Source organism: Pseudomonas fragi (assembly GCF_025426255.1).
Taxonomy (GTDB): domain Bacteria; phylum Pseudomonadota; class Gammaproteobacteria; order Pseudomonadales; family Pseudomonadaceae; genus Aquipseudomonas; species Aquipseudomonas kulmbachensis.
Window position 1 is genome coordinate 1,935,856 of record NZ_CP104861.1, and the last position, 24,161, is coordinate 1,960,016.

The following is a 24,161-nucleotide window of genomic DNA, read 5'->3' on the forward strand; positions in this document are numbered from 1 at the left end:
TCACCGTGGCAGTATCGATTCTCGCGGGCATGACCATTTTGATGATTGGCGACAGCCACCTGGCAACACCGGATTACTTGATCGCCACGCTGCACAGCGATCTGGTTGCCCAGGGGGCCAAAGTGCACACCCTGGGCATTTGCGGCGCCAATGCGGGCGACTGGCTCAAAGCTACGCCGGGTGCCTGTGGCGGTGCCGAACGTCGCGGTACGGAAAAAGCAGTGGTGCTGGGCGGCAAGGCCGCGACGGTGCCAATCAGCGAATTGCTGGCTACCGATAAGCCGGACCTGGTACTGATCGTCATGGGCGACACCATGGCCAGCTACACCAAACCGGCGTTTCCCAAAGCCTGGCTGTGGCAGCAAACCACTGCGCTGACCAAGGAGATAGCCGCCAGCGGAACACGTTGTGTGTGGGTTGGCCCGAATTGGGGCACTGAAGGTGGCAAGTACGGCAAGACCTTTGCCCGTGTCGAGATGACCTCCAACTTCCTCGCCGCCAATGTTGCACCGTGCAGCTACATCGACTCGCTGAAGTTCTCCAAACCGGGCCAGTGGGCCACGATTGACGGACAGCACATGACCGCGACGGGGTACAAAACCTGGAGCGACGACATCAACAAGGCGTTGCTGCAAACCCCGGCCATCAAGGATGCCAAGAAATGAAAAAGTTGTTCGCGGCGCTAGTGTGCGTGCCTGTCTTGTCGTGCAGTGCGCTCGCGAGCGCGCAAGTTGCGCTGTATCCAAGCGGCCCGGATCAAGACGCCGCTTTCATCCGCTTCGTTAACGCCACCACGGAGCCGCTGGACGTGATAGGCCAGGCAGGGCAGCCGCCCTTGCGCCTGGAGACGGCAACACCTGCGTCGTTGCTGTTTGCGGTGGACTCGACCAAACCGCTCAAGGGCTTTCTGGTCAGCGGCACGCAGAAGCTGGAGCTGGACCTGCAAGTGCAGCCTGGCGAGTTCGCAACCATTGTGGTCGTGCCGCAGGGAACGGGCATCGAGCAAGTCGCTGTGCGCGAAACGCCGGACGACTTCAACGGTCTCAAGGCGTCGTTGGCGTTCGTTAACGTCGATAAATCCTGTAGCGATGCCAGCCTGCGTCCTGCTGGACGTAGCGCTGACCTGTTCAAGGCGGTGGCGGTCGGCAGCTTGCAGCGACGCTCGATAAACCCGGTGAACCTGTCGGTACAACTGGTGTGTGCGAACGCCAATGTGGGGGCGCCGCTGGAGCTGGGCGATCTCAAAGCGGGCGAGCGCTACAGTTTATTGCTGGTGCCTTCTGCCACTGGGCCGCGTCTTTTGAGCGCCACGGACACTGTGTCCCACTGATCGGATTTTGTCGCTGCCATGGTCTTCGCCTCACTCGAGTTCCTGACGCTGTTTCTGCCAGCCTTTCTGCTGATTTATGCATTGGGCAAGCCGCAGTGGCGCAACGTCATTTTGTTAATCGGCAGCTGGTTGTTCTATGGCTGGCTGAACCCGATGTTCCTCGCGTTGCACGTGGTGTTGACCATCGTTGCCTGGGTCGGCGGGTTGCTGATTGATCGTTCCCGCGAGGATTCCAAGGGGCGGGTACGGTTACTGATTGCGTTGATCGTGTTCAACACGGCGGTACTGTGCTGGTACAAGTACGCCAACATCCTGGCCGCGACCTGGATCGAGCTGATCACCTATCCGGGCGCGATGCCGCTGGAGTGGCAGCGGGTGGCGCTACCGGCTGGGCTGTCGTTTATTGTGTTGCAGGCGATTTCCTATCTGGTGGATGTACACCGTCACACCGTACCGGTGGAACGCAGCTTCATTAATTACGCGACCTACATCTCGATGTTCGGCCACTCCATTGCGGGGCCGATCATTCGTTATGACTGGGTGCGTCGCGAGCTGACCAAACGCTATTTTGACTGGCAGAACTTCTCTCTGGGTGCGCGGCGTTTTATGGTCGGCATGTGCATGAAGGTGCTGGTAGCCGACACCCTGTCGCCGCTGGTGGACGTGGCGTTCCATATCGACAACCCATCCTTCGTCGACGCCTGGATCGGTTGCCTGGCCTACGCGCTGCAACTGTTTTTTGACTTCGCGGGCTACAGCGCCATGGCCATCGGCCTGGGGTTGATGCTGGGCTTTCACTTCCCGGAAAACTTCAATCAGCCGTATCTGGCCAGCAGCATTCAGGATTTCTGGCGGCGCTGGCATTTGTCGTTGTCCAGTTGGTTGCGTGACTATCTGTACATCGCCCTGGGCGGCAACCGCCACGGTGCCTGGAAGACCTACCGCAACCTGTTCCTGACCATGGCCATCGCCGGTCTGTGGCATGGTGGCGACAGCTGGAACTACCTGTTGTGGGGATCGGCCCACGGTGTCGCGCTGTGTGTCGACCGGCTGTGGTCGCGGTCGAGCTTGCCGAGCATTCCACCTGTGCTGGCGCATACGCTGACATTACTGTTCGTGTTTCTGGCCTGGACCCTGTTCCGTGCCCCGGACTTCCATGCGGCGCTGAACATGTATGCCGGTCAGTTCGGCTTGCACGATTTTGCCCTGGGCGACGCGCTGGCGGTGACCCTGCGCACGGCGCACGGGCTGGCGGCATTGCTTGGAGTCGCGTGCATTATCGCGCCGTTGTTCAAAAGCCGTTATGAGCAACGGTTCGGTGCCAGGGCCTGGTTTGCTCCGATAGCGGCCCTGTGGCCGGTGGCGGGTTTTCTGCTCTCGTTCGCGTTGATCGCGAGCCGTGAAGCGGTGCCCTTCCTGTACTTCCAGTTCTGATGGCCGCGCCCATGTCTTCTTCATCACCCAAACCGGCTGTACCGACCGAGTTCACCATCCGAGTCAGCAAACTTGGTGGCTGGGTATTTGTCGTGTTTCTTGCGGCCAGTTTCGCCTCGGCTGTCTGGCTGTTACTCAGCGGCAAGGTCGAGATCCTGCCGCCTGACCTAACCCGCGATGCGGTCCTGCATGGTGAGGTGACACACAAGCTTGCCAAGCAACTGTCCAAGGCTGGTGTACCAGAAGGGGCGGCGGACCTGGAGCGCGGTGCGAGCTGGCTGGCGTTTCACGACACGGGAGCTCGGGTACGGCCGGGGTGTGCCGGTTGGCTGTTCCTGACCGATGAAATGCGGATTAACCGTCACGCCCAGGCCAATGCCGAGGCCAAGGCTGCGGTGGTGCGCGACATTCAGCAGCAGTTGGCCAGGCGCGGTATATCGTTGCTGGTGGCCGTGGTGCCGGACAAGAGTCGGATCGCCAGTGCGCAGCTGTGCGACTTACGGCGCCCGCAGCAGTTGCAAAACCGCGTAGTGAGCTGGGTCGATGAGTTGAACCAGGCAGGGGTCCAGGCTGTTGATCTGGCGCCGGTGCTGCAGCCAATTGGTGCCGATGCGTACCTGCGGACCGACACTCACTGGAGCGAAGCAGGTGCCTCTGCGGCGGCCAAGGCGATTGCCCGGCGGGTCCAGGCGATGGGCATCAGCGCTACGCCAGCCAGGGAATTCGAGAGCATGGAGCAAGCCGCGCAGCGGCGTCCGGGTGATCTGGTGCGCCTGGCGGGTCTGGAGTGGCTGCCGTTGAGCTGGCAGCCCGCTGCGGAATCGGTGGCGACGAGCCGCACCAGCGCCAAGGCCAACACGGCGCAAAGCGATACCGACAACCTTGATGACTTGTTCGGTGACGCCAACCTGCCCAACGTTGCACTGATCGGAACTTCGTTTTCACGCAATTCCAACTTTGCCGGATTCCTGCAACAAGCCCTTGGCGCATCGATTGGTGACTTCGCCAAGGACGGTGGCGAGTTCTCGGGTGGCGCCAATGGCTACTTCAGCAATTCGGCTTTCAAGCAGACACCGCCCAAGCTGGTGATTTGGGAAATCCCCGAGCGCGACTTGCAGACGCCTTACAGTGAAGTGATCAAGCCCTTGTAGATCGCAGCATGTGCACAAGACCGTAGATACTCTGTTCCAGGTCAAAGAAAGCGTGGGAGCGAGCAGGCTCGCTCCCACGCTTGAAGAGTTGCTACGACATTTCTTGTCCTGGCTGAGCAGCGACTACCGATCGTTGTCGGCCAAGGACCCAAGAATCTCTTTACGGCAAACCTCGATAATCTCATCCGCCAGCGGCGAGTCATCCGGGCAGGCACGCGACAGTACAATCGCACCGATGGCATGGGCCATGCTATCGATCAGCTTGGCCCGCATATCCTGTGGCTCCACACCGTTCAATGAGAGACCCGCCTGCTCAATGGCCGCCAGCATGTTCTCGAGTCCTTGGGCAAAGCTTGCCTTGACCGCTTCAGGCTGACGCGCAGCATCACCGCACAAGGCCGCCATGGTGCAACCCGTTCCCGGGGCATCACGGTGTTGGCGGGACAGGTAATGATCAAAGAACCCGGCAATACTCTGGCCGGCGCTGTTTTCCAACGATTGTGCTAGCCCGCACGCGGCAGCTTGCGCCATCAAGTCGGCCTTGGAGCCAAAGTGCTTGTAGAACCCGCCATGGGTGAAACCGGCAGCCGCCATCAGGTCCGCCACCCCGACCCCATCATAGCCACGCTCGCGAAACAGCTTCGATGCCGTCTCGATAATGTGCGCCCGGTTCGCCTGGGCCTGTGCCTTGGTGACCCTCATCGTGCAATACCTCGTTCAAACCACTGACTGTCAGAAGCTCAATATACATGGATGTTGATCATAATCAAAACCCTTGACGATTAAGATTACGCTCATCATCATAATGGCTGATTGACCGATATGCCGTATCCCGCGGCTTGATTCTTCTTCAGAGCGCTCCTTCATGACTACTCAATCATCTGTTCTCATCACTGGTGCTTCCAGCGGCATTGGTGCTACTTACGCCGAGCGTTTCGCCCGTCGTGGCCACGATCTGGTACTGGTTGCCCGCGACAATGCGCGGCTGCAAACCCTGGCGGCACACTTGCGCCAGGAGCACGGTGTGGCCGTCGATGTTGTTCAGGCAGACCTGACCTGTACCCGTGATCTGGAAGCTGTGGAGGCACGTCTGCGCGAGGACGCGACGATAGGGATTCTGATCAACAATGCGGGCGTGGCCCAGGCCGGGAGTTTTCTGGAGCAGACCGCGCAGAGTCTTTCAGACCTTATTACGCTTAACACCACAGCGTTGACGCGCCTCGCCAGCGCAATTGCGCCGCGACTAGTCCTGGCCGGTGAGGGGGCTATCGTCAATATCGGTTCGGTGGTTGGTCTGGCACCGGAGTTCGGCATGACGGTCTACGGTGCGAGCAAGGCTTTCGTGCTGTTTCTGTCCCAGGGGTTGAGTCTGGAACTATCCGCCAAGGGCGTTTATGTTCAGGCGGTCCTGCCTGCTGCAACCCGTACCGAAATCTGGGAACGGGCGGGTATCGATATCAATACTCTGGCCGAGGTGATGGACGTGGACGAACTGGTCGATGCAGCGCTGATCGGCTTCGACCGACGTGAGCTTGTGACCATCCCGCCACTGCAGGACGCCGCTCGTTGGGACACACTTCAGACTACGCGCCAGGCGCTGCTTGCTGACATCAGGCAGGCCCATGCAGCCGAACGCTATCGTCTGTGATGCATCGAAACGGGAGCATTTGGTGCTAGTCTGGTGAGCAAACAAGGCCATGAAATCCATCGTGGCCCATGTTCTTCACGGTCTCGATACCATGCCTGCAAGCACTCAGACAAACCCCGCTGCCATCGATCCCAGCTGCGCAACGCCCCGGTTCTGGCGGGATGCGCAGCTGCCTTTTATCGAGGCGCGCTCAATCGCCGATGGCCGCAAAGTCTGTTATGCCCGGCACTCTCACGAGATTTTTTCCATCGGGGCGATCACCTCCGGTTGCTGCAACTACCTGCATGAAAAAACCTGTCACAGCATCAGCGCAGGCACGGTGGTGTTGATGAACCCTGGCGATGTTCACGCCTGCAATCCGCTCGACGATCAGCCTTGGTCATACGTGATGCTGTATGTCGATGCGCAGTGGTTGGCAGGTATTGAGCAAGGTTTTGCTGAGGAGGCCAGCGAGGTGTTTCAGCCCGTCGCGGCCACCCATACGCAATCTGCTGCATTGTTCAATGGCCTGACCGGTCTTTACGCGCAACTGGTGGACCCGCATCGGGACGTTCTGGCCAAGCATGAAGCGGCGGTCCTGTTTTTCTCGTCGATGCAGCAGGAGCTGGGCCGCTCTGTTGCACTGCGCAAGCCCGCCAATGTGCGGGTCGAGCGCGCCGCCGAATACATCGACGAGCATTTTTTGCGCACGATCCGGTTGCAGGACATCTGTGCTGCGGCCAGCCTGTCAGAGGCCTATCTGATTCGTGCTTTCGAGCAGCGTTACCATATGACGCCCCACGCCTACCTGATCAACCGACGGATTCAACACGCGCAAACGCAGTTGCGCGAAGGTGCGTTGATTGCCGACATCGCGCAGCAGACCGGCTTTGCCGACCAGGCGCATTTCCAGCGGGTATTTAAAAAGCACCTTGCGGCCACGCCTGGTCAGTACAAGACTTAAAACCACAGCAACGACACCGCACAGCCCGCCAACATGGCCGCCATGCAGCGGTTGAACAGGCGGATGCGCTTTGCGCTGTGCAGGTAACGGCTCAGGAACGCTCCGGTGTAGGCCCAGCAGGCCACGGACAGGTAACAGACCACAAAATAGATCAGCGCGAACGACCAGATCAGGGTGGCCTCGCCCCCGGAAACGAAGGCGCCCATCCCCGCTACAGCCGCCAGCCAAGCCTTGGGATTGAGCCATTGCATTGCCGCACCATTGATGAAAGAGGGTTGCTGCGTGCCACCTTCAAAGTCAATTCGACCGTTATCCAGCGCCAGCTTCCAAGCCAGATAAAGCAGAAATGCCATACCGGCCCAGCGAATCAGATCGGTCAGTATCGGCCACTGTTTAAGCACTTCATGCAGACCGAAGCCGGTAAACAGCAACAACACCACAAAACCGACCGTTGCCCCCAAAACATGGCGCAGGCTGGGGCCCAGGCCAAATTGCATGCCGGAACTCAGGGCTACGACATTAACCGGCCCCGGTGAGATAGATGCAGCCAGGGCGAACGCCGCCATCGAAATCAACACGCTCATCATTACTGTGCTCCGCTTTATGGTTGTGTCTCGAGGTTATTGGGCGCGCACCTTGGCGTATTGAACAAAACTCCCCTTTGATGATGTGGTTGGGTCCAGCCCGATCAATGACCTTGCGTGTGTGAAAATTAAGATGTATTTTTTCATGAAATTAAATTATATAAATTTCATGGCGGCCCGGGATGAACAAGCAAGAAGAGATCGCTGCGTTGGCGATCCTTATCCACGACCTGCGCAAGCACAAGAAATACACGCTTAAGGAACTGGCCGACAAAATCGGTCGTTCGGTGGGTTTTCTGTCGCAGGTCGAACGCGGCTTGTCACAGCCAACGGTGGCCGACCTGACTGCGATCAGCGAAACCCTGGGCGTACCGACCACCTACTTCTACAGCCTGCCCAAGCCCAAGCAACTGCCCTGGGTGACCCGCCCGGATGAGCGTCGCACGCTGTACCTGGGCAACGGAATTACCGACATTCTGGTCTCGCCGAAAATCCGCGCTTCGTTCTCCATGCTCGAAAGCCTGCTCGAAGCGGGTGCCAGCAGCGGGGAACGGCACATGACGGACAGCTCGGAGCAGGGCGGTTATGTGATCGAAGGCCAACTGACCCTGTGGCTGGGTGATGACGATGAGCCCGCCACCTTGAACGCCGGTGACAGCTTTCAGTTTGACAGCCACACCCGCTGTCGTTACGCCAACCTGACATCACAGCTCACGCGAGTGCTGTGGGTCTACACCTGATAACAATAAAGGAAGTTTCGAGATGGATGCTGCGTGCTCTGATCTGCTGGCCGAAGTGCGTGCCTTTCGCCAACGTAACCCCGAGGTACGTTATGTCGACCTGATTTGCCTGGATATCCCGGGGCATTTTTACGGCAAGCGTTACCCCATCGACATGCTGGAAAAAGTGGCCGCGGGCAGTGTGCTCAAGTTGCCGCAAAACTGCGTGTTATTGGGCGTACAGGGCGGGCTGTTCAAAATTGGTGATTACTGCTTTAACGACGGTGACCCGGATGCCGTGCGGCGTTTGGTGGCGGGTACGCTCAAACCAGTGACGTGGGAAAGCAAACCGCTGGGCCAGATGCTGATTACCTCGGACGGCACCGAAAAGCCGATTGTTTTCGAACCCCGCGAAGTACTTGCCCAAGTACTTGCCCGGTTGGCTCGTAAGGGTATTAACCCGGTGGTGGCGTTCGAACTGGAGTTTTACTTGTTCGACAAGCAACTGCGCGATGGCTTGCCGCAGTTCCCCCGTGATCATTTAAGTGACGATGCCGACGACCAGCCCAACATGCATATCGAGCGGTTGTCGCGCTTCGCTCCTGTGCTCGATGAAATGGTCGACGCGGCGCAGGCCCAGGGGATCGATGCGACCGTGATTACGGCCGAACTTGGCCCGGGCCAGTTCGAAATCAATTTTGGCCATCTCGCTGATGGTTTGCGTGCAGCGGACTGGGCGGCTCTGTTCTGTCGCAGCACCCGCGGGGTTGCCCTCAAGCACGGCTATCGCGCCAGCTTTATGGCCAAGCCTTACCTGCAGCATCCGGGCAGTGGCATGCATGTACACGTCAGTCTGTACGACACTGAGGGCAACAACCTGTTGGCCGCCAGGCAGCAGCAACCGCTGCGTCACGCCATCGCGGGGTGTCTGGAACTCCTGCCCGCGAGCATGCCGGTTTTTGCCCCGAACCAGAACGCATTCCGGCGTCTGGGTGGCACGACCAATATCGCCAACCAGGCAAGTTGGGGCTATGAAGACCGGGATGCCTGTTTACGGATTCCTGAGTCGGACGCCAAAAACCTGCGGGTCGAGTATCGCCTGGCAGGCGCCGATGCCAATCCGTATCTGGTATTGGCAGCGATTCTGGTCGGGTTGGAGCATGGTCTTGAAGCAGGTAAAGAACCGATCCTGCCACTCAATGAAGACCGCAACAGCGGTATTCCTTTCCCGCTGGAAATGCTTGAAGCAGTGCGGACCATGCAGCATCAACCGCACCTGCGTGAAGGCTTGGGTGCCGAGTTTGTAGACGTTTACTGTGAGAACAAACGCCAGGACCACCTGGCCTTTATGCAAGAAATCAGTGCTCGGGAATACCGCTGGTTTTTGTAAAAGTCATCCCGCAAAGCAGTTTTTTGGGCTCGCGCAATGATCGCGTCCGACAGCAGATTTTCAGGCGATACCTGCTATACCTACAGATCAAATAAGGAATTGGTTAATCAGGGCGATGAGAAATCAGACTGTCAGATCTGCGTCAGCGGCCTTGCCGCTGTTGTTATTCATGCAGGTGGCGCATGGGGCTGAGCCGCCAGTAACAAGCAGTACCAGCGATTCGGATTGGCTATTGTTGGCGAGCCCATTTGTGTGGGCTCCGTCAATGAGCGGGCAGGCGGCGCTGGGCGGGGTCAATACCAAAGTCGATGTCCCGTTCTCGGAAGTCTTGAATAATCTGAGTTCCGTGTTTATGGGCAATCTGGAGCTGACCAATCGCACGCTGGGTTTTTATGTTGATGGGGTGTACGCGAAAACCGACCAGTCAGAAAGAGTGTATGGGCGCAAGGTAGGGCTGGCGATCACCCAGACCACCCTTGCAGCTGGCGTGTATTACCGTGTCTATGAGTATGAGCTGGGGGGCGCCACGATTTTTGGCGAACCGCGCACCTGGCGCGTCGAGCCCACGGTCGGTGTGCGCTGGACCAAGCTGTCGACCAAGCTGGAGGTCAACTCTGTTGGTTTCAGCACCAAGAAAGAAACCGAGTGGACAGACCCGTTCGTGGGCTTGCGCATGCAGGCTGACCTGACCGATCGCTGGACGCTCTCTGGTGAAGCCGATACCGGCGGGATGGATACGGCTTCCAAGAAGACCTGGAACGCACAGACTTATCTGGGCTACCGGATGTACCTGGCGGATCACCCCACGATCATTCGTGTCGGCTATCGAGTGCTGGCGCAGAACTACCAGACCACCGACTTTACCGGCAACAAGTTCAAATATGACGTGACCCAGCGCGGACCGGTGCTTGGCCTGTCCATGCGCTTCTGATCTGCAGAGGAGACAAGGGAATGCAACTGCTCAAACACACCCGACATCTGGCGTTGGCACTGACCGGCTTTATGCTTGCGTTGCCTGCTGCCAATGCCTGCACCCGCCTGGTTTATCTGGGTGACAACGACACGGTGATCACCGCGCGGTCCATGGACTGGAAAACTGACGTGGCAACCAATTTATGGATCTTCCCCCAGGGCATGCAGCGTACTGGTGAAGTGGGGCCAGGGTCGGTCAAGTGGACGTCAAAATACGGCAGTGTAATTGCCACCGGCTATGACATTTCAACCACCGACGGGGTCAACGAAGCCGGGTTGTCCGCCAACCTGTTATGGTTGGTGGAGTCCGAATATCCACCGGTCAATAAAGACAAACCCGGGCTGAGCATTGCAGCCTGGGCGCAGTATGTTCTGGATAACTTCAGCAGCGTTGCCGAGGCGGTCGCGGTACTCAAGACCGAGCCCTTTACGGTAGTAACCGCCCAGGTGCCGGGGGAAAGTCGCCTGGCGACGTTGCACCTGTCGATGTCTGATGCTTCAGGCGACAGTGCCATCATCGAATTTATTGATGGCAAACAGGTTATTCACCATGATCGCAGCTATCAGGTCATGACCAACTCACCCGCATTTGATGCGCAGTTGGCGATGAATGCGTATTGGCAATCCATTGGCGGCACGGTGATGCTGCCCGGAACCAATCGCTCGGCAGATCGATTTGCCCGTGCGTCTTTCTATGTCAATGCCGTGCCAAAAAACCAGGACGCACGTTTGTCGCTGGCCAGTGTATTCAGCGTGATTCGCAACGTCTCGGTACCGTACGGCATCACCACTCCCGGCGAGCCGAACATATCTTCGACCCGCTGGCGCTCGGTGATCGATCACAAACAGGGGCTGTACTTCTTCGAGTCGGCGATCACCCCCAACACGTTTTGGGTGGACTTGAACAAGATCGATTTTTCAAAGGGCACAGGCACCGTTAAAAAGCTGGACCTGGGCCCGGACCAAAGCACCATTTATTCCGGCGAGGTCTCAAGCCGCTTTCAGGTCACCCCTGCGTTCAAGTTTGAAGGGGCGTAATATTTGTAGCCGCTGACGAGGTACGAGGCTGCGATCGGCTGCGCAGCAGTCGTAAAAACAGGCTCTTCGCTTTGCCAGCTAAACCCGCTACAGAGGATTTGCGATCGCTTCGCCATCGATCGCAGCCTCGTACCTCGGCAGCGGCTACAAGTGCTGTGTAATTAAAACGGCTGCTCCTTGCCGCCGATCAGTGATCCAGCGGGTTGCGGCTGTGTGTACCGTTGACCAAGCGCTGGATACCAAGCGGGTTGGCGTCTTTCAGCGCATCTGGCAGCAGGCTGTCGGGATAGTTCTGGTAGCACACTGGGCGCAGGAAGCGGTCGATGGCCAGTGTTCCCACCGAGGTGCCACGGGCATCGGACGTCGCCGGATACGGCCCGCCATGTACCATCGCGTCACACACCTCGACGCCAGTTGGGTAGCCGTTGAGCAACAGGCGGCCGGCCTTGCGCTCAAGTACCGGGACCACCTCGGCGAACGCTTGCAAGTCTGCGGGCTCGGCAATCATTGTCGCAGTCAGTTGGCCATGCAGGCTCTGTAGTGCCAGGAGCAACTGCGCCTGGTCCGCGACTTCGACCACCAGGGTCGTAGGCCCGAACACTTCTTCCTGTAACACCTCAGCGCCACCGATCAGCAGGCTGGCATCGGCCTGGAACAATTGCGGGCTGGCCTGCTTGCCTTGTTGCGGCGCGCCTGCCAGATGGTGAATACCCTCGATGCTCGCCAGGCGCTCAATGCCTTTGCTGTAACTGACCAGTCCCCCGGCATTGAGCAGCGTTTGCGGTGCTTGGTCGCTGAAGAAGTCGCCGAGTGCTGCGACAAAGGCGCTGAACTCAGGAGAACGGATACCCAGCACCAGACCAGGGCTGGTGCAGAACTGCCCGGCCCCCAGCATCACTGAACTGCCCAATTCCCGGGCAATCTGCTCGCCGCGTACAAGCAGTGCCTGGGGTAATACCAGTACCGGGTTGATGCTCGACATCTCGGCAAACACCGGGATTGGCTGCGGCCTTGCAGCGGCCATGTCACACAGGGCACGGCCTCCCGATAAGGAACCGGTAAAACCGACCGCTTGAATCGCCGGATGCTTGACCAGCGTAGCGCCCACGCCCGCGCCGTAGATCATATTGAACACACCAGCAGGCATGCTGGTGCGCTCGGCGGCGCGCACTATGGCGAGGGCTACCCGCTCAGCCGTTGCCATATGCCCGCTGTGAGCCTTGAATACCACTGGGCAACCGGCGGCGAGTGCCGAGGCGGTATCGCCGCCAGCGGTGGAAAACGCCAGAGGAAAGTTACTGGCACCAAACACGGCTACCGGCCCCACGCCGATACGGCACTGACGCAAATCCGCTCGTGGCAGTGGCTGGCGATCGGGCAGCGCCTGATCGATGCGTGCACCGTAAAAATCACCGCGACGCAGTACGTTGGCAAACAGGCGCATTTGCCCGCTGGTGCGTCCGCGTTCACCCTGGATACGAGCAGGTGGCAAGGCGGTTTCACGACAGACGATGGCAACGAAGTCGTCACCCAGCGCGTCGATTTCTTCGGCGATGGCTTCCAGGAATTCAGCCCGTCGAACGGCTGGTAAGTTGCGAAAGGCAGGGAAGGCGGTGTTGGCGGCGCTGACCGCAGCATTAACTTCGGCTTCGGTGGCCTGGATAAAATGGTAGGGCAGCGCCTCGCCGGTACTGGCATCCACGCTTTGCAGCTGAACGGTTCCGGCACCGCTGCGCTGGCCGCCAATAAAGTTGTGGCCGGTGATGTGGGTCATATGAATTTCCTTTTAGATAAAGTGCCTGTAATCGCTGGCGAGCGAGATTGCGTAGCAGCAGCCTCGTTCCTGCAGCAGCGGCCACATTGGTTTCAAGGGCTACAAAAAGTCAGGTGATCGCCCCGATCTGCCACGGCACGAACTCGTTCTGGCCGTACCCGTGCTGTTCACTTTTACTGCGCTCGCCAGACGCGATCCGCAGCATCATGCGGTAGATGTATTCGCCGCGTTCTTCGATGGTCGTGCCGCCATCGGCAATCGCGCCGCAGTTGACGTCCATGTCTTCTTCCTGGGTTTTCCACAGGTACGTATTGGTCGCCAGCTTGATCGAGGGCGAGGGCGCGCAGCCATAGGCCGACCCTCGGCCCGTGGTGAAGGCGATCAGATTGGCACCACCGGCAACTTGCCCGGTGGCTGAAACCGGGTCATACCCCGGCGTATCCATAAACACCAAACCATGGGCGCGGACCGTTTCGGCATATTCATAAACCTCGACCAAATCGCTGGAACCCGCCTTGGCCACCGCCCCGAGGGATTTTTCCAGGATGGTGGTCAAGCCTCCGGCCTTGTTGCCCGCCGACGGGTTGTTGTTCAGCTCTGCGTTCATGCGTTTGCAATAGTCCTCCCACCAGTGGATGCGCTTGATCAGCTTCTCGCCGACTTCGCGGCTCACCGCGCGGCGTGTCAGCAAGTGCTCGGCGCCATAGATCTCCGGAGTTTCCGACAAAATCGCGGTGCCGCCCGCAGCCACCAGTCGATCAACTGCGTTGCCCAGCGCCGGGTTGGCGGTGATACCCGAGTAACCGTCCGAGCCGCCGCACTGCAGGCCGATAATCAAGTGTTCAGCGCTGACGGGCTGGCGTTGCACGCGGTTGGCTTCGGCCAGCAGAGATTTGATCTGGGTGATACCGCTGGCGATGGTTTTTGATGTGCCGCCAGTGCCCTGAATGGTGAAGGTGCGCAGTAACTCGCCTGCCTCCAGTCCTTGCGCGGTCAGCAAGTCAGCAATCTGATTGGTTTCGCAGCCCAGGCCGATCATCAGCACACACGCAAAGTTGGGATGCATGGCATAACCGCCCAGGGTGCGGCGCAACATCGCCAAGGCCTCACCGTTCGGGTCAACCGCACAGCCAAAGCTGTGGGTCAGCGCTACAACGCCATCGACATTGGGGTAGTCAATCAGGGCCTGGGGGTTGATGTCGCGGCGAAAATGATCGGCGATGGCCTTGGCCACGGTGGCGGAGCAATTCACTGAAGTCAGGATGCCCACATAGTTGCGGGTAGCGACCCGGCCATCTGGGCGCACGATGCCCATAAAGGTGTCATGGGTCTGCTGAGCGCGACCGCGTGAGTCCACGCCAAAGGCGTAGTCGCGAGTAAAATCACCCATTGCCAGGTTGTGCACATGCACATGTTCACCGGCTCTGATCGATTGGCTGGCGAAGCCAATGATCTGGCCATAGCGGCGCAGCGGCTGGCCGATTTCCACGTCGTGGGTCGCGATCTTGTGCCCGGCCGGGATTGCATCCAGCGCCACCAGCGCGTCGGCTTGCAGTATCAGGCCTTGGGGTATGGGCTGGCGGGCGATCAGTACATCGTCCAGCGGGTTGAGTCGGATCACGGCATTGGCAACGTTTTCGCTGCCTGTTGTAGTTATGAGTTGCACCGCAGTTATCTCAATGGCGAGCCTTCAAGACCCTTCTGGCGCCCACTGTAGTTTTTGTCGGGAGGCCTGCCCAATGACGAATGTTGATTGGGCGATAACCGTGGGGTATTCCTCAGGTTCGCGCTGCGTCCCAAGCGCTCATCACCTGAGTGACCGCTGCATCCAGTACGGCATGGGGCACGCCATCCCGGGCGAGCGGGGTCAGCCCCAGCAAAAAGCACTCAAATACGGCGGCCAACGTCGTGGGGTCGGTCTGCTCAGAGAGTTCACCCGCCGCTATGCCTCGCTCGACGCAGGCAATAAACGCGGCCCGGCTGCGCACTCGGGCTTCCACCAGCGGGGCACAAATGGCCAGGGTCTGGGCAGAGCTGGCACTCATCAACCCCAACGTCACCAGGCAACCTCGTGGATGACCCGGTTCGCATTGCATTTTGGCTGACCCGCGCAATGTCAGTTCGATAGCCTGACGCGGTGGCAGCCGGGTGTCGAACAAACTCTCGGTGGCCTTGCCGTGGCTATTGAGATAGCGCTCCATCACTTCCTTGAATAAAGCCTCCTTGGAGCCGAAAGCCGCATAGAAGCTGGGTGCGCTAATGCCTGAGCCAATATTGGCCTTGAGCTGGCTCAGCGAGGTTGAATCATAGCCTTGCTCCCAAAACAGGTGCATGGCCTGTGTGATTGCCGCATCCCGGTCGAAAGTACGCGGGCGTCCCATTTGTGCCATTTCAGTCTCCTGCGTTACGAGACATAAATACTAGTCGATACAAAAGTCGTTGACCAATATTTCCCGTCACTCTACATTTGTACCTATCGATACATAACTACACAAGGCAGGGCCCCATGGCGCCAGAGCAAAACACCACTGAACGATTACCCATGGGCGCGCTGCTGGCGCTGGCCATGACCGGTTTTATCTGCATCGTCACCGAGACCTTGCCCGCTGGCCTGTTACCGCAAATCAGCCAAGGGCTTGACGTGTCTTCGGCACTGGCAGGGCAAATGGTCACGGTCTATGCGCTGGGTTCTCTCCTGGCGGCCATTCCGCTGACCATCGCAACCCAGGGCTGGCGGCGGCGCAATGTGTTGCTGCTGACGATTGTCGGTTTTCTGTTGTTCAACTCGATTACCGCGTGGTCTTCGGACTATGGCGCGACCCTGATTGCGCGGTTTTTTGCCGGTGCTTCGGCCGGTTTGGCCTGGAGCCTGCTGGCAGGTTATGCACGGCGCATGGTTGCACCGCATTTGCAGGGTCGAGCCATGGCAGTCGCGATGGTGGGCACTCCGATTGCACTGTCGCTCGGGGTGCCGCTGGGCACCTGGCTGGGGGCGCTGGTGGGTTGGCGTACGGCATTTGGTTTGATGTCGGCATTGACCTTGGTGCTGATGGTCTGGGTCGTGGTCAAGGTGCCCGATTATCCGGGGCAGGCGGCCTCTGAGCGTATTGGCTTGCGCCAGGTGCTGCTGACGCCGGGAGTGCGTTCTGTGCTCGCGGTGGTGCTGACCTGGATGCTGGCGCACAACATGCTTTACACCTACATCGCGCCTTTTGTGGCATCAGCGGGGTTGGGCAATAAGGTCGATATCGTGTTGTTGGTGTTCGGGCTGGCAGCACTGGTGGGGATCTGGCTAACCGGACGGCTGGTGGATCGGCATCTGCGCAACTCCGTTTTGACGAGCCTGGCGACATTTGCAGCGATCTCGCTGCTGTTCGGTTTTTTCTCCCGGTCGGTTGCTGTTGTCTACGCCGGTATTTTTGTTTGGGGGCTGTCCTTCGGCGGCGCCGCGACACTGTTGCAGACAGCCTTGGCCGATGCTGCCGGGGAGGGCGCTGATGTTGCGCTGTCGATGAATGTGGTGGTCTGGAACAGCGCCATTGCCGCCGGGGCATTAACCGGCGGGGTACTGCTCGATCAAGTAGGGGTTGGCGTTTTTCCCTGGGTGTTGCTGGTACTGTTGCTGGTCGGGCTATGGATCGTGTTCAGCGCCCGTACCCACGGTTTTCCCCATGGGCACAGACAAACAGGTGCAGCGGTTGTCGGGCATTGACTGCCTATAGCTGGCGCTGTGGGCTCAACTGATCTGCCCGCCGCTTTCCAGCACATCGTGTTCGGTATTCAGTGCCGTGATCACGGCGATACGCAGCCCTTCAATCACAGTGCCCAGTGCCATGGACGGTCCGCCACACAGCACCGCCTGTTGCGGCAGTGGCGGGACGTGAATAAAACCACCGCGGACTGCGGACCCGGCCAAAGCATGCTGCAGGTAATAGAACACCTGATTGCAGACAAAGGTCCCAGCGGTGTGTGACACCGAAGCGGGAATACCGGCAGCTTTTATCGCGCGCACCATGGCCTTGATCGGCAAGGTGCTGAAATAAGCCGCAGGGCCCTGGGCCACGACAGGGGTGTCGATCGGCTGGTCGCCTAGGTTGTCGGGGATGCGGGCGTCGTTGAGGTTGATCGCTACCCGCTCGATGCACATGTCTGTGCGGCCGGGGCCCAGCCCGACCGCGATCACCAGCTCTGGCTCGAACTCCTCCAGTAGCTGCGACAGCCGTTCCGGTGCCTGGGCAAATACACACGGCAACTGGCGGGCGACGATCCGCACATCGCCCTGAAAGGTACCGTCCAGAGGGCGCACGGCCTCCCAGGACGGGTTCACGGTGTCTTGGTCGAACGGTTCGAAACCGGTCAGCAGCACAGTACGCATATTGACCTCACATCATGACGTAAAGAAGCACGATATTGACCACCAGCATGATCAGTGCCGTGGGCATTTGGGCCTTGATCACGGCGTATTTGTCCGGCAGCTCCAGCAAGGCAACGGGCACGATGTTGAAGTTGGCCGCCATCGGCGTCATCAGCGTGCCGCAGTAGCCGGAGAACATGCCGATTGCCGCCATGACCGCCGGGTTTGCATCGTAGATCCCCACCAGTACCGGTACGCCGACCCCGCCGGTCATCACCGGGAAGGCGGCAAAACCGTTACCCATGATCACGGTAAACAGAGCCATGCCCAGCACATAGACCATCACTGCGACCAGGCGATAGTCCATGTTGATGTACGCGGTGGTGATGTGAGCCACGGCGGCGCCGACCCCGGCGTCGTTGAACAGCAGGCCAAGCATCGCCAGCATTTGCGGCAACACCATGGTCCAGCCCAGCGCTTCGGTCAGGCGGCGTGACTCGCGTAACCCTTGCAACGGTGTGTCGCGGGTCAGGATGCACGCCAGCACCAGGGCTACCATGCAGCCGATCCCCAGAGACACAAACGTGGTGTTCTTTGGGTCGAGCAGCGGTACGCCACCGATCTGGGTGTTCTTCAGCAGGATGGAGCCGATCACCGTCACCAGCGGAATCGACAGCGCCGGGATAAACAGCTTGTGGCCCAGGCGGCCAGCACTGGCCCGGGCAGCCTTGATATGCAACTCGGCGTGGGCGCCACGGCCAACACCGCCGATGCCCGCGATACCGGCCATAACCAGCACACCAACACCGACCACAAACGGCGACAGACGATCACCAATCAGAAACACCAGGGCGAACAGCGCCCAGAACAAGCCGCTGGTCCAGCGTTTCGGGTGGGTGCGGTCGCTCACAATCATGCCCGCGGTGATCAGCAACAGAACGCCAGCCAACCAGTAGAAATACTCAATGGAAATAATCATCGTGCCAGCTCCTGGGCTGCGTCAGCTTGTTCCTGGGCGACTTCGGCCATGCTGCGAGACAGCATCAGGTCGAAGCGATACAGGCGCAGTGCATGCACGATAAAGGCGCAAATGGCAGTCGGAATGCCCCAGAAGGCGATATGCAGCGGCTCGACATCAAGCCCGGAACCGAGCAGGAAGGTGTGCATCAAGGCGATTGCACCAAAGGCCACAAACACGTCTTCACCAAAGAACAGACCGATGTTGTCGGTGGCCGCGCACATGGCCAGGACTTTCTGGCGGACCGGGGCAGGCAGTTTGCCGTACTTGTTTTCGGCAGCTCCCTCGGCCATCGGTGCCAGCAGCGGGCGAACCATTTGCGGGTGACCGCCCAGGCTGGTCAGCCCCACTGCGGCGGTGGTCTCGCGCACAAACAGGTACATGATCAGCAGGCGCCCGACGGTGGCGCGTTGAAAGCCGGCGATCCAGTTTTGTGCGTGCAGGCGCAGACCGTGGCGTTCCAGCAGGCCGATTACGGCCAAGGGCAATAGCAGAATTAATTGCAGGGCGCGGGTTTGCAGAAAACCTTCACCCATTTCGCTGATGATTTTTTCCAGCGGGAAGTTGGCTGCAAGGCCGGTGACGATGGCTGCCGCGCTGACCACCAGTAGCGGATTGAAGCGCAGTACAAAGCCAATGATGATGACGAACACGCCAATCAGGGGCCATAGATTTACGACGGTTTGCATGAGGGGGAAATCCCTTAGCTGATTGCCGCAGCACCAGGGCAGGCTGGTGTGAGCAAGTCGAAAGCGGTCAGGCACACTTTCGAAAAATCGGTACGCTGCCGGACTCAGCGTGTTTTTTTATTTTTGACGACCTATGGGTGTCATTGCTCGATATGTTTGGTGGCTTTAGGTTGTGCGTCCAGTCAATAAAAGTTGTCACCGCTGAACAAAAAAGTTTTATCAATCACCGACTTAAGCCGACTGGCCGGAGGCTGCGGCAAGGGTTTACAGTGATCACCTGGTTTTGATTGGCTGAGGCGTCCTGCACATGAATATGCGATTTCTTCTTACATTCGTCTGGGTGGCGCGTCTTGGCAGCTTTCGACTGACCGCCGAAAAGTTATCAAGCACCCAAGCGGCTATTTCGAGTCGCATTTCAGTCCTCGAAACCGAGCTTGGTGTGCAATTGTTCCAGCGCGACTCACGCGGGGTGAACCTGACCCGTGAAGGCCATCAAGTGCTGGGCTACGCCGAAGAGATGCTCGCTACTCAGCAGCGTTTGCTGCAGTCACTGGGGCAGGCGGACAGATTTTCCGGGCGTTTGCGCATCGGGGTAATGGACACCGTCATTCACAGTTGGCTGGGCGATCTGATCAGTGCGCTGAGCCGCGACTATCCTCAGGTCGAAGTCGAACTGACGGCCGATACCGCGCTTAATCTCAATGAACAATTGCTTAAAGGTCAGCTGGATTTGATCTTCCAGACAGATTTGTTGCGCGCCGAAGGCGTGCGCAATGTGCAACTGGCCAGTTACCCCCTGAGCTGGATCGTCGCCAGGGACGCGGCACTGGACCGTCGCTACGAGAGCCTGGCAGACCTTTGCCAGGAGCGGCTGCTGACTTTCTCACGGCTATCCCGGCCGCACCAGGACATGCTCAATTTCTTGCACCAGCAGGGCATTGCCACGCCGCGCATCAGTTGCATCAACTCAGTGGCGGCCATCATCAAGCTGGTGGCCGACGGGTTCGGTATCGGCGCCTTGCCGCCTGTGCTGGTCAGCCGCGAACTGCAGAGCGGGGCGATGATCGCCGTACCGATCGAAACTGCACCGGGTTTTGCCGTGTATGCCAGTTGGCGCGCAGGGGCAGGGCTTGAGTTGAACGAAGCAGTGGTCAGCCTGAGCCAGTGCGTGGTCGCCGAGTACCAGCGCAATGTTGTGCCTGAGCACTTTGTGCTTCCGGGTAACTGATCCGTATTTTTTCGCGTTATCTGCGACTGTTATGTGTGCAGTTTGCGGCGCAAAATTCCCGTCAACCTTTCGAGACAGACGAGGACGTGAGTACACAGCAGCGCTCGCGTGTGGTCGGCTGATGTTCTGCGCCTGTTTTATTACGAACGTTTGACGGGGAAAATTGATGAACAAGATGGCTTGGTTTTTGGGCGGCTTTTTGGTGCTGACCATCGGCATCGGTATTTTGGCGACGATTCCGCCGGGTTAATGCGCAGCCTTTGCCAGCGCCAGTGGGCAAACCAGTTTTGCCCGCTCGGCCAGGACACTTCTAAGTTGCTGCATCTGTGCGATGCGCTGATCAAGAATCTGTAATTTTTGGGCAAAAATCTCTGCCAGCAGCGCCACGGGTTCTTCTGTGGCAGTCCACAACATGGGCAGGTTTTCGCCGATCTCGGCCAATGAAAAGCCCAACTGTTGCGCCATCTTGATGTACCCGACCAATTGCACCGTTTCAGGTGTGTAGCAGCGATAGCCGTTGGCGCTGCGGGTTGAGCCAATCAATCCTTTCTCCTCGTAAAAGCGCAAGGCATCCGGGCTGGTTCCGGTCAATCCGGCGATCTGGCCAATCTTCATGGTGTTCCCTCACGAGTGTTGACTCTGGACTTAGGTCCAGGGTTTAGCCTGGCGTTTTCGATAGTGAGGTAATGCAATGATCGACTCAAGAACGAACCTGAAAATTGTCCGTGCCAGTGCCTGGTATGACTTGATTGTTACTTCTGCGCTAATGACGCCCTGGACGGCGGCGCTGCTGCTGAGTGTGCTCGCAGGCTGGTCTGCGCAACTAGGGCTTGAGCGAGTGTTTCCAGCCTTGGATGCTACGCAAATGATGCTGGCTAACTTGCTGGGTAGTGTCGTAGTGGTGTGGTCGTTATGGCGGGTACGTCATGCCAGCCAGCGGGTCGGCCGGTACGATGCATTGGCCAGAGTGTTGTTTGCGGTGTGGCAGGTGTATGCGGTGAGCCAGGGTACCAGTTACCTGATTCTGCTGGTTACGGCGATGGAGATCGTGTTCGGTATTGCACAGTTGTTGCCTGTGCGGGCCCCACACCAACCTGACATCCTGTAGTCGCTGCCGCAGGTTGCGATGGGGGGTATAGCGGTCCCGCTCTCAAGATTACAAGAGAAGGTCCTGCGGCCCTTATCGCAGCCTGCGGCAGCGACTACCAGCTTTCAATGCAGCGCCTGCTCTATATCCGCCAGCAAATCGGCAATGTCCTCAAGCCCCACAGCCAATCGCACCAGACCCTCGCTGATGCCGTGCCGTGCGCGTTCCTCCAGGGTGTAGGTGGAGTGGGTCATGCTCGCCGGGTGTTGTGCCAGTGACTCGGCGCCTCCCAGGCTCACCGCACGACTGAACAGTTGCAGGGCATTCATAAAGCGCTGGCCTGCAGCCAGACCGCCTTTGAGTTCAAAGGCAATCATGCCTCCCGGCAGCTTCATCTGCCTGGAGGCCAGTTCGTATTGTGGGAAGGAGGGAAGGCCGGGGTAGGCAACCCATTCTACTGCGGGATGATCCTGCAACATTTGCGCGATGACCTGGGCGCTGCTGCAATGGCGATCCATGCGCAATGCCAGGGTCTTGATGCCGCGCATCAACAGGTGGGCATCCTGCGGCGACAGCACTGCACCGGTCAGATCCTTCAGGCCTTGCAGGCGAATCCGGTCTGCCAGGATTTGGCGGGTGACCACCATGCCGGCGGTGATATCGCTATGCCCGCTCAGGTACTTGGTGGCCGAATGCACCACCACATCGGCGCCCATTTCCAGAGGGCGTTGTAAATACGGGGTGCAGTAGGTGTTATCGATCACCACGATTATGTCGCTGTGCTTGTGGGCAATGTCTGAGACGGCTGCGATGTCCACCAATTGCATGTTTGGATTAGCCGGTGTTTCGAAGTAGATCATCCGCGTTGCGGGGCTGATAGCGGCTTGCAGATCGGTCAGGTTGGACATGTCCACGTGCTTGACCACAACCCCGAACTCACCGATGCCGTGATGCAACAGGGCGAAGGTGCAGCCATACAATGTGCGGCTGACGATGATTTCGTCGCCGGGTCTGAGCAGGGTCCAGAAGGTCGCGGCAATCGCACCCATGCCGGAACTGAAGGCTACACCTGCTTCGCCGTTTTCCAGCGCCGCCATACGACTTTCCAACAGCGCCAGGGTCGGGTTGGAGATGCGGGTATAGAAATGCCCGCTCTGTTCCCCGGCAAAACAGGCTGCGCCGTACTCGACCGATGCAAAGGCAAAGGTAGAAGTCAGGTAAATGGGCGGTATCAGTGCACCGTGGTTCTCCAGTGCGTTGTAACCGTAATGTATTGCGCGGGTAGAAAAGCCGAAGTTGTTATGTTTATCGTTCATGCTGAGCTCTCCGATATTTCCTACAATGCTATGCTTTAAATAGACGTGAAAAATTCCAAATTTGCCTGTAAATACTAAGTGTATTAGAACAAAACCAAGTCACAGCGTTTTTTAGAGGCACATTATGCCAACTGCTCTGGATCGAACTGATAAAGCCCTTCTCGCTGCACTGCAAGGTAATGCCCGACTCACCGTCGCTGAGTTGGCCGAGAGCGTTTCGCTGACGACCTCACCGTGTTGGCGGCGGGTAAAAATACTGGAAGAGAGCGGGATTATTACGGGCTATCAGGCTGTTCTTTCGCCCAAGGAGTTGGGCTACGGAGTCACCGCTTTTGTCAGTGTGATGATGGAGTCGCACTCTCAGGAAGTGGCCAGGAAATTTGAGCAGCGCTTACTGGAAATCCCTGAAATCATTGCCTGTCACAATGTTTCGGGGCGTTATGATTTTTTGTTGGAAGTAGTGGCCAAAGATCTGGAGTCCTTCGGCGAATTTGCCCGAGAGGTCCTGCAAGCCTTGCCTGCGGTCAAGGAGATTTATTCGAGTTTTTCGTATAAATCGGTCAAGCCGCGGCGAGTGGTTCCCGTCATCGGTTGAGGGCGGTTATTCATTGTCACACTGTGAAGTATGCGAACTTTATATCCGCCATGTGATGGGGCTGTAAGCGTATTCTGTTAACGATGTAGTCCTGGTCTGTTAGTAGTTATTTGGCAGGCGGTAAAGGTTTTAAATGGTTCACTTTTAATTTTGTTTATTAAGAGTAAATAACCATGTTGACCCGTGAAATCATGTTGCGGCTTTTTCCAAAAAGCGCTGCGTTTGTCGATGTGTATATGCCTTTTGTGCAGGCAATGACCCGCCAGCGGCTGATCAATACTCCCAAGCGCATGGCCGCTTTTTTAGCCCAGGTCGGGCATGAAAGTGCAGGTTTTAGTGTCCTTGTCGAAAACCTCAATTACAGCGCTGACGGCCTGGCCGCGACGTGGGGCTCACGTTTTGCGCAGAAAAATTCGGCCGGCCAATACCTCACAGTGATGGATGGAGGCCGGGCACGGCGCCTGCCCAATAGCGACGCACAGAGGCTGCATCGCAGGCCTGAAGCAATCGCCAACCGTGTTTACAGTGACCGCCTGGGCAATGGTTCCGAGGCTTCGGGAGATGGCTGGCGGTATCGTGGCAGAGGGCTGATCCAGGTAACCGGCAAAAGCAACTATCAACAATGCAGTCTTGGACTGTTCGGCGATGACCGATTACTGGCCGCCCCACAACAATTGCAGGAGTGGCCCTGGGCAGTTGAATCGGCAGGCTGGTACTGGAACTCGCGCAATGTAAATGCTCTGGCAGACGGGGACGACTTTGAGCACGTTACAAAAGCAATTAACGGCGGCCTTAATGGCCAGCCGCATCGATTGGCTCTTTACCGGCAGGCCCTGGACTTGTTACCGGCGGCCTGACAGATTTTATTTCAGTCAGCCAGACAGTGTTATC

The 24,161-nt window shown here is 58.3% G+C and carries 25 protein-coding genes; 15 read left to right on the plus strand and 10 right to left on the minus strand.

The features are described from left to right. The first annotated feature begins 41 nt into the window (after positions 1–41). From N7D90_RS08910 to N7D90_RS08925, 4 genes are read left to right on the plus strand one after another with little or no spacing between them, the layout of a single operon-like run. Positions 42–665: an SGNH/GDSL hydrolase family protein gene (locus N7D90_RS08910; RefSeq protein ID WP_261742405.1), complete on the plus strand. Its 624-nt coding sequence runs from the start codon at positions 42–44 to the stop codon at positions 663–665. Further along, positions 662–1,330, plus strand: coding sequence for an alginate O-acetyltransferase AlgF (locus N7D90_RS08915; protein ID WP_261741813.1), 669 nt, complete (start codon positions 662–664; stop codon positions 1,328–1,330). The genes N7D90_RS08910 and N7D90_RS08915 overlap by 4 nt, the downstream gene beginning before the upstream one ends. An 18-nt stretch (positions 1,331–1,348) precedes the next feature. Beyond that, the gene (locus tag N7D90_RS08920; protein ID WP_261741815.1) at positions 1,349–2,764 is read left to right on the plus strand and encodes an MBOAT family O-acyltransferase; all 1,416 of its coding nucleotides are present in this window, start codon (positions 1,349–1,351) and stop codon (positions 2,762–2,764) included. A gap of 11 nt (positions 2,765–2,775) precedes the next feature. Next, positions 2,776–3,915 (plus strand): alginate O-acetyltransferase AlgX-related protein, encoded by a 1,140-nt coding sequence (locus N7D90_RS08925; RefSeq protein ID WP_261741816.1) that lies wholly within the window; start codon positions 2,776–2,778, stop codon positions 3,913–3,915. Between the two features lie 123 nt (positions 3,916–4,038). Here the strand turns inward: N7D90_RS08925 and N7D90_RS08930 are convergent, their stop codons facing one another. Beyond that, positions 4,039–4,617, minus strand: a complete 579-nt coding sequence (locus N7D90_RS08930; protein WP_261741817.1) for a TetR/AcrR family transcriptional regulator — start codon at positions 4,615–4,617, stop codon at positions 4,039–4,041. A gap of 163 nt (positions 4,618–4,780) precedes the next feature. Here N7D90_RS08930 and N7D90_RS08935 point away from each other — a divergent pair, with 163 nt between their 5' ends. Both N7D90_RS08935 and N7D90_RS08940 read left to right on the plus strand, forming a co-directional pair. Continuing rightward, entirely contained in the window at positions 4,781–5,563 is a 783-nt protein-coding gene (locus N7D90_RS08935) for an SDR family NAD(P)-dependent oxidoreductase (protein WP_261741818.1), read from the plus strand. Between the two features lie 91 nt (positions 5,564–5,654). Beyond that, entirely contained in the window at positions 5,655–6,506 is an 852-nt protein-coding gene (locus tag N7D90_RS08940) for an AraC family transcriptional regulator (RefSeq protein ID WP_261742406.1), read from the plus strand. Here the strand turns inward: N7D90_RS08940 and N7D90_RS08945 are convergent. Continuing rightward, positions 6,503–7,090 (minus strand): LysE family translocator, encoded by a 588-nt coding sequence (locus tag N7D90_RS08945; protein ID WP_261742407.1) that lies wholly within the window; start codon positions 7,088–7,090, stop codon positions 6,503–6,505. The two genes, N7D90_RS08940 and N7D90_RS08945, sit on opposite strands and share 4 nt — an antisense overlap. 182 nt (positions 7,091–7,272) lie before the next feature. Here N7D90_RS08945 and N7D90_RS08950 point away from each other — a divergent pair, with 182 nt between their 5' ends. From N7D90_RS08950 to N7D90_RS08965, 4 genes are all read left to right on the plus strand, one after another. Next, positions 7,273–7,830, plus strand: coding sequence for a helix-turn-helix domain-containing protein (locus N7D90_RS08950; RefSeq protein ID WP_261741819.1), 558 nt, complete (start codon positions 7,273–7,275; stop codon positions 7,828–7,830). 22 nt (positions 7,831–7,852) lie between these two features. After that, entirely contained in the window at positions 7,853–9,199 is a 1,347-nt protein-coding gene (locus tag N7D90_RS08955; protein ID WP_261741820.1) for a glutamine synthetase family protein, read from the plus strand. 250 nt (positions 9,200–9,449) lie between these two features. After that, on the plus strand, positions 9,450–10,130 hold the full coding sequence (locus N7D90_RS08960) for a hypothetical protein (protein ID WP_261741821.1): 681 nt from the start codon (positions 9,450–9,452) through the stop codon (positions 10,128–10,130). Between the two features lie 20 nt (positions 10,131–10,150). Further along, positions 10,151–11,209: a linear amide C-N hydrolase gene (locus tag N7D90_RS08965; protein ID WP_261741822.1), complete on the plus strand. Its 1,059-nt coding sequence runs from the start codon at positions 10,151–10,153 to the stop codon at positions 11,207–11,209. Positions 11,210–11,396: 187 nt separating this feature from the next. Here N7D90_RS08965 and N7D90_RS08970 read toward each other — a convergent pair whose 3' ends face one another. From N7D90_RS08970 to N7D90_RS08980, 3 genes are all read right to left on the minus strand, one after another. Continuing rightward, positions 11,397–12,983 carry an aldehyde dehydrogenase (NADP(+)) gene (locus N7D90_RS08970; RefSeq protein WP_261741823.1) on the minus strand — a complete coding sequence of 529 codons (1,587 nt, stop codon included), beginning with the start codon at positions 12,981–12,983 and terminating at the stop codon, positions 11,397–11,399. 109 nt (positions 12,984–13,092) lie between these two features. Continuing rightward, a complete protein-coding gene (locus N7D90_RS08975; protein ID WP_261741824.1) occupies positions 13,093–14,649 on the minus strand; it encodes a UxaA family hydrolase in 1,557 nt (518 codons plus the stop codon). Between the two features lie 112 nt (positions 14,650–14,761). Next, positions 14,762–15,373, minus strand: a complete 612-nt coding sequence (locus tag N7D90_RS08980) for a TetR/AcrR family transcriptional regulator (protein ID WP_261741825.1) — start codon at positions 15,371–15,373, stop codon at positions 14,762–14,764. 116 nt (positions 15,374–15,489) lie between these two features. Here N7D90_RS08980 and N7D90_RS08985 point away from each other — a divergent pair, with 116 nt between their 5' ends. Next, a complete protein-coding gene (locus N7D90_RS08985) occupies positions 15,490–16,695 on the plus strand; it encodes an MFS transporter (protein WP_261741826.1) in 1,206 nt (401 codons plus the stop codon). Between the two features lie 24 nt (positions 16,696–16,719). On the opposite strand, the gene pcp is transcribed toward N7D90_RS08985, so the two are convergent. Genes pcp through N7D90_RS09000 form a run of 3 tightly spaced genes read right to left on the minus strand, consistent with a single transcriptional unit; the run spans position 16,720 to position 19,044 of the window. Next, positions 16,720–17,358 (minus strand): pyroglutamyl-peptidase I, encoded by a 639-nt coding sequence (gene pcp, locus N7D90_RS08990; RefSeq protein WP_261741827.1) that lies wholly within the window; start codon positions 17,356–17,358, stop codon positions 16,720–16,722. Positions 17,359–17,365: 7 nt separating this feature from the next. Continuing rightward, a complete protein-coding gene (locus N7D90_RS08995) occupies positions 17,366–18,316 on the minus strand; it encodes a DUF979 domain-containing protein (RefSeq protein ID WP_261741828.1) in 951 nt (316 codons plus the stop codon). Further along, positions 18,313–19,044 (minus strand): DUF969 domain-containing protein, encoded by a 732-nt coding sequence (locus N7D90_RS09000; RefSeq protein WP_261741829.1) that lies wholly within the window; start codon positions 19,042–19,044, stop codon positions 18,313–18,315. Before N7D90_RS09000 ends, N7D90_RS08995 begins: the two co-directional genes overlap by 4 nt. Before the next feature lie 307 nt (positions 19,045–19,351). On the opposite strand from N7D90_RS09000, the gene N7D90_RS09005 reads away from it, so the two are divergent. Beyond that, the gene (locus N7D90_RS09005) at positions 19,352–20,272 is read left to right on the plus strand and encodes a LysR family transcriptional regulator (protein WP_261741830.1); all 921 of its coding nucleotides are present in this window, start codon (positions 19,352–19,354) and stop codon (positions 20,270–20,272) included. Between the two features lie 246 nt (positions 20,273–20,518). Here the strand turns inward: N7D90_RS09005 and N7D90_RS09010 are convergent, their stop codons facing one another. Beyond that, a complete protein-coding gene (locus N7D90_RS09010; protein ID WP_261741831.1) occupies positions 20,519–20,887 on the minus strand; it encodes a MerR family transcriptional regulator in 369 nt (122 codons plus the stop codon). A gap of 76 nt (positions 20,888–20,963) precedes the next feature. Between N7D90_RS09010 and N7D90_RS09015 the strand changes: the two genes are divergently transcribed. Continuing rightward, positions 20,964–21,380 carry a hypothetical protein gene (locus tag N7D90_RS09015; protein WP_261741832.1) on the plus strand — a complete coding sequence of 139 codons (417 nt, stop codon included), beginning with the start codon at positions 20,964–20,966 and terminating at the stop codon, positions 21,378–21,380. 104 nt (positions 21,381–21,484) lie between these two features. On the opposite strand, the gene N7D90_RS09020 is transcribed toward N7D90_RS09015, so the two are convergent. Beyond that, positions 21,485–22,675, minus strand: coding sequence for a methionine gamma-lyase (locus N7D90_RS09020; protein WP_261741833.1), 1,191 nt, complete (start codon positions 22,673–22,675; stop codon positions 21,485–21,487). Positions 22,676–22,799: 124 nt separating this feature from the next. Here N7D90_RS09020 and N7D90_RS09025 point away from each other — a divergent pair, with 124 nt between their 5' ends. Beyond that, positions 22,800–23,270 carry an Lrp/AsnC family transcriptional regulator gene (locus N7D90_RS09025; protein WP_261741834.1) on the plus strand — a complete coding sequence of 157 codons (471 nt, stop codon included), beginning with the start codon at positions 22,800–22,802 and terminating at the stop codon, positions 23,268–23,270. A gap of 173 nt (positions 23,271–23,443) precedes the next feature. Continuing rightward, a complete protein-coding gene (locus N7D90_RS09030; RefSeq protein WP_261741835.1) occupies positions 23,444–24,127 on the plus strand; it encodes a glycoside hydrolase family 19 protein in 684 nt (227 codons plus the stop codon). The last annotated feature ends 34 nt before the right edge of the window (positions 24,128–24,161 follow it).

Bases quoted from the DNA above. Each gene is read 5' to 3' on its own strand.
- N7D90_RS08910 (WP_261742405.1), top strand. From the start codon at position 42: ATGATTGGCGACAGCCACCTGGCAACACCGGATTACTTGATCGCCACG.
- N7D90_RS08915 (WP_261741813.1), top strand. From the start codon at position 662: ATGAAAAAGTTGTTCGCGGCGCTAGTGTGCGTGCCTGTCTTGTCGTGC.
- N7D90_RS08920 (WP_261741815.1), top strand. From the start codon at position 1,349: ATGGTCTTCGCCTCACTCGAGTTCCTGACGCTGTTTCTGCCAGCCTTT.
- N7D90_RS08925 (WP_261741816.1), top strand. From the start codon at position 2,776: ATGTCTTCTTCATCACCCAAACCGGCTGTACCGACCGAGTTCACCATC.
- N7D90_RS08930 (WP_261741817.1), bottom strand. From the start codon at position 4,617: ATGAGGGTCACCAAGGCACAGGCCCAGGCGAACCGGGCGCACATTATC.
- N7D90_RS08935 (WP_261741818.1), top strand. From the start codon at position 4,781: ATGACTACTCAATCATCTGTTCTCATCACTGGTGCTTCCAGCGGCATT.
- N7D90_RS08940 (WP_261742406.1), top strand. From the start codon at position 5,655: ATGCCTGCAAGCACTCAGACAAACCCCGCTGCCATCGATCCCAGCTGC.
- N7D90_RS08945 (WP_261742407.1), bottom strand. From the start codon at position 7,090: ATGAGCGTGTTGATTTCGATGGCGGCGTTCGCCCTGGCTGCATCTATC.
- N7D90_RS08950 (WP_261741819.1), top strand. From the start codon at position 7,273: ATGAACAAGCAAGAAGAGATCGCTGCGTTGGCGATCCTTATCCACGAC.
- N7D90_RS08955 (WP_261741820.1), top strand. From the start codon at position 7,853: ATGGATGCTGCGTGCTCTGATCTGCTGGCCGAAGTGCGTGCCTTTCGC.
- N7D90_RS08965 (WP_261741822.1), top strand. From the start codon at position 10,151: ATGCAACTGCTCAAACACACCCGACATCTGGCGTTGGCACTGACCGGC.
- N7D90_RS08970 (WP_261741823.1), bottom strand. From the start codon at position 12,983: ATGACCCACATCACCGGCCACAACTTTATTGGCGGCCAGCGCAGCGGT.
- N7D90_RS08980 (WP_261741825.1), bottom strand. From the start codon at position 15,373: ATGGCACAAATGGGACGCCCGCGTACTTTCGACCGGGATGCGGCAATC.
- N7D90_RS08985 (WP_261741826.1), top strand. From the start codon at position 15,490: ATGGCGCCAGAGCAAAACACCACTGAACGATTACCCATGGGCGCGCTG.
- pcp (WP_261741827.1), bottom strand. From the start codon at position 17,358: ATGCGTACTGTGCTGCTGACCGGTTTCGAACCGTTCGACCAAGACACC.
- N7D90_RS08995 (WP_261741828.1), bottom strand. From the start codon at position 18,316: ATGATTATTTCCATTGAGTATTTCTACTGGTTGGCTGGCGTTCTGTTG.
- N7D90_RS09000 (WP_261741829.1), bottom strand. From the start codon at position 19,044: ATGCAAACCGTCGTAAATCTATGGCCCCTGATTGGCGTGTTCGTCATC.
- N7D90_RS09005 (WP_261741830.1), top strand. From the start codon at position 19,352: ATGAATATGCGATTTCTTCTTACATTCGTCTGGGTGGCGCGTCTTGGC.
- N7D90_RS09010 (WP_261741831.1), bottom strand. From the start codon at position 20,887: ATGAAGATTGGCCAGATCGCCGGATTGACCGGAACCAGCCCGGATGCC.
- N7D90_RS09015 (WP_261741832.1), top strand. From the start codon at position 20,964: ATGATCGACTCAAGAACGAACCTGAAAATTGTCCGTGCCAGTGCCTGG.
- N7D90_RS09020 (WP_261741833.1), bottom strand. From the start codon at position 22,675: ATGAACGATAAACATAACAACTTCGGCTTTTCTACCCGCGCAATACAT.
- N7D90_RS09025 (WP_261741834.1), top strand. From the start codon at position 22,800: ATGCCAACTGCTCTGGATCGAACTGATAAAGCCCTTCTCGCTGCACTG.
- N7D90_RS09030 (WP_261741835.1), top strand. From the start codon at position 23,444: ATGTTGACCCGTGAAATCATGTTGCGGCTTTTTCCAAAAAGCGCTGCG.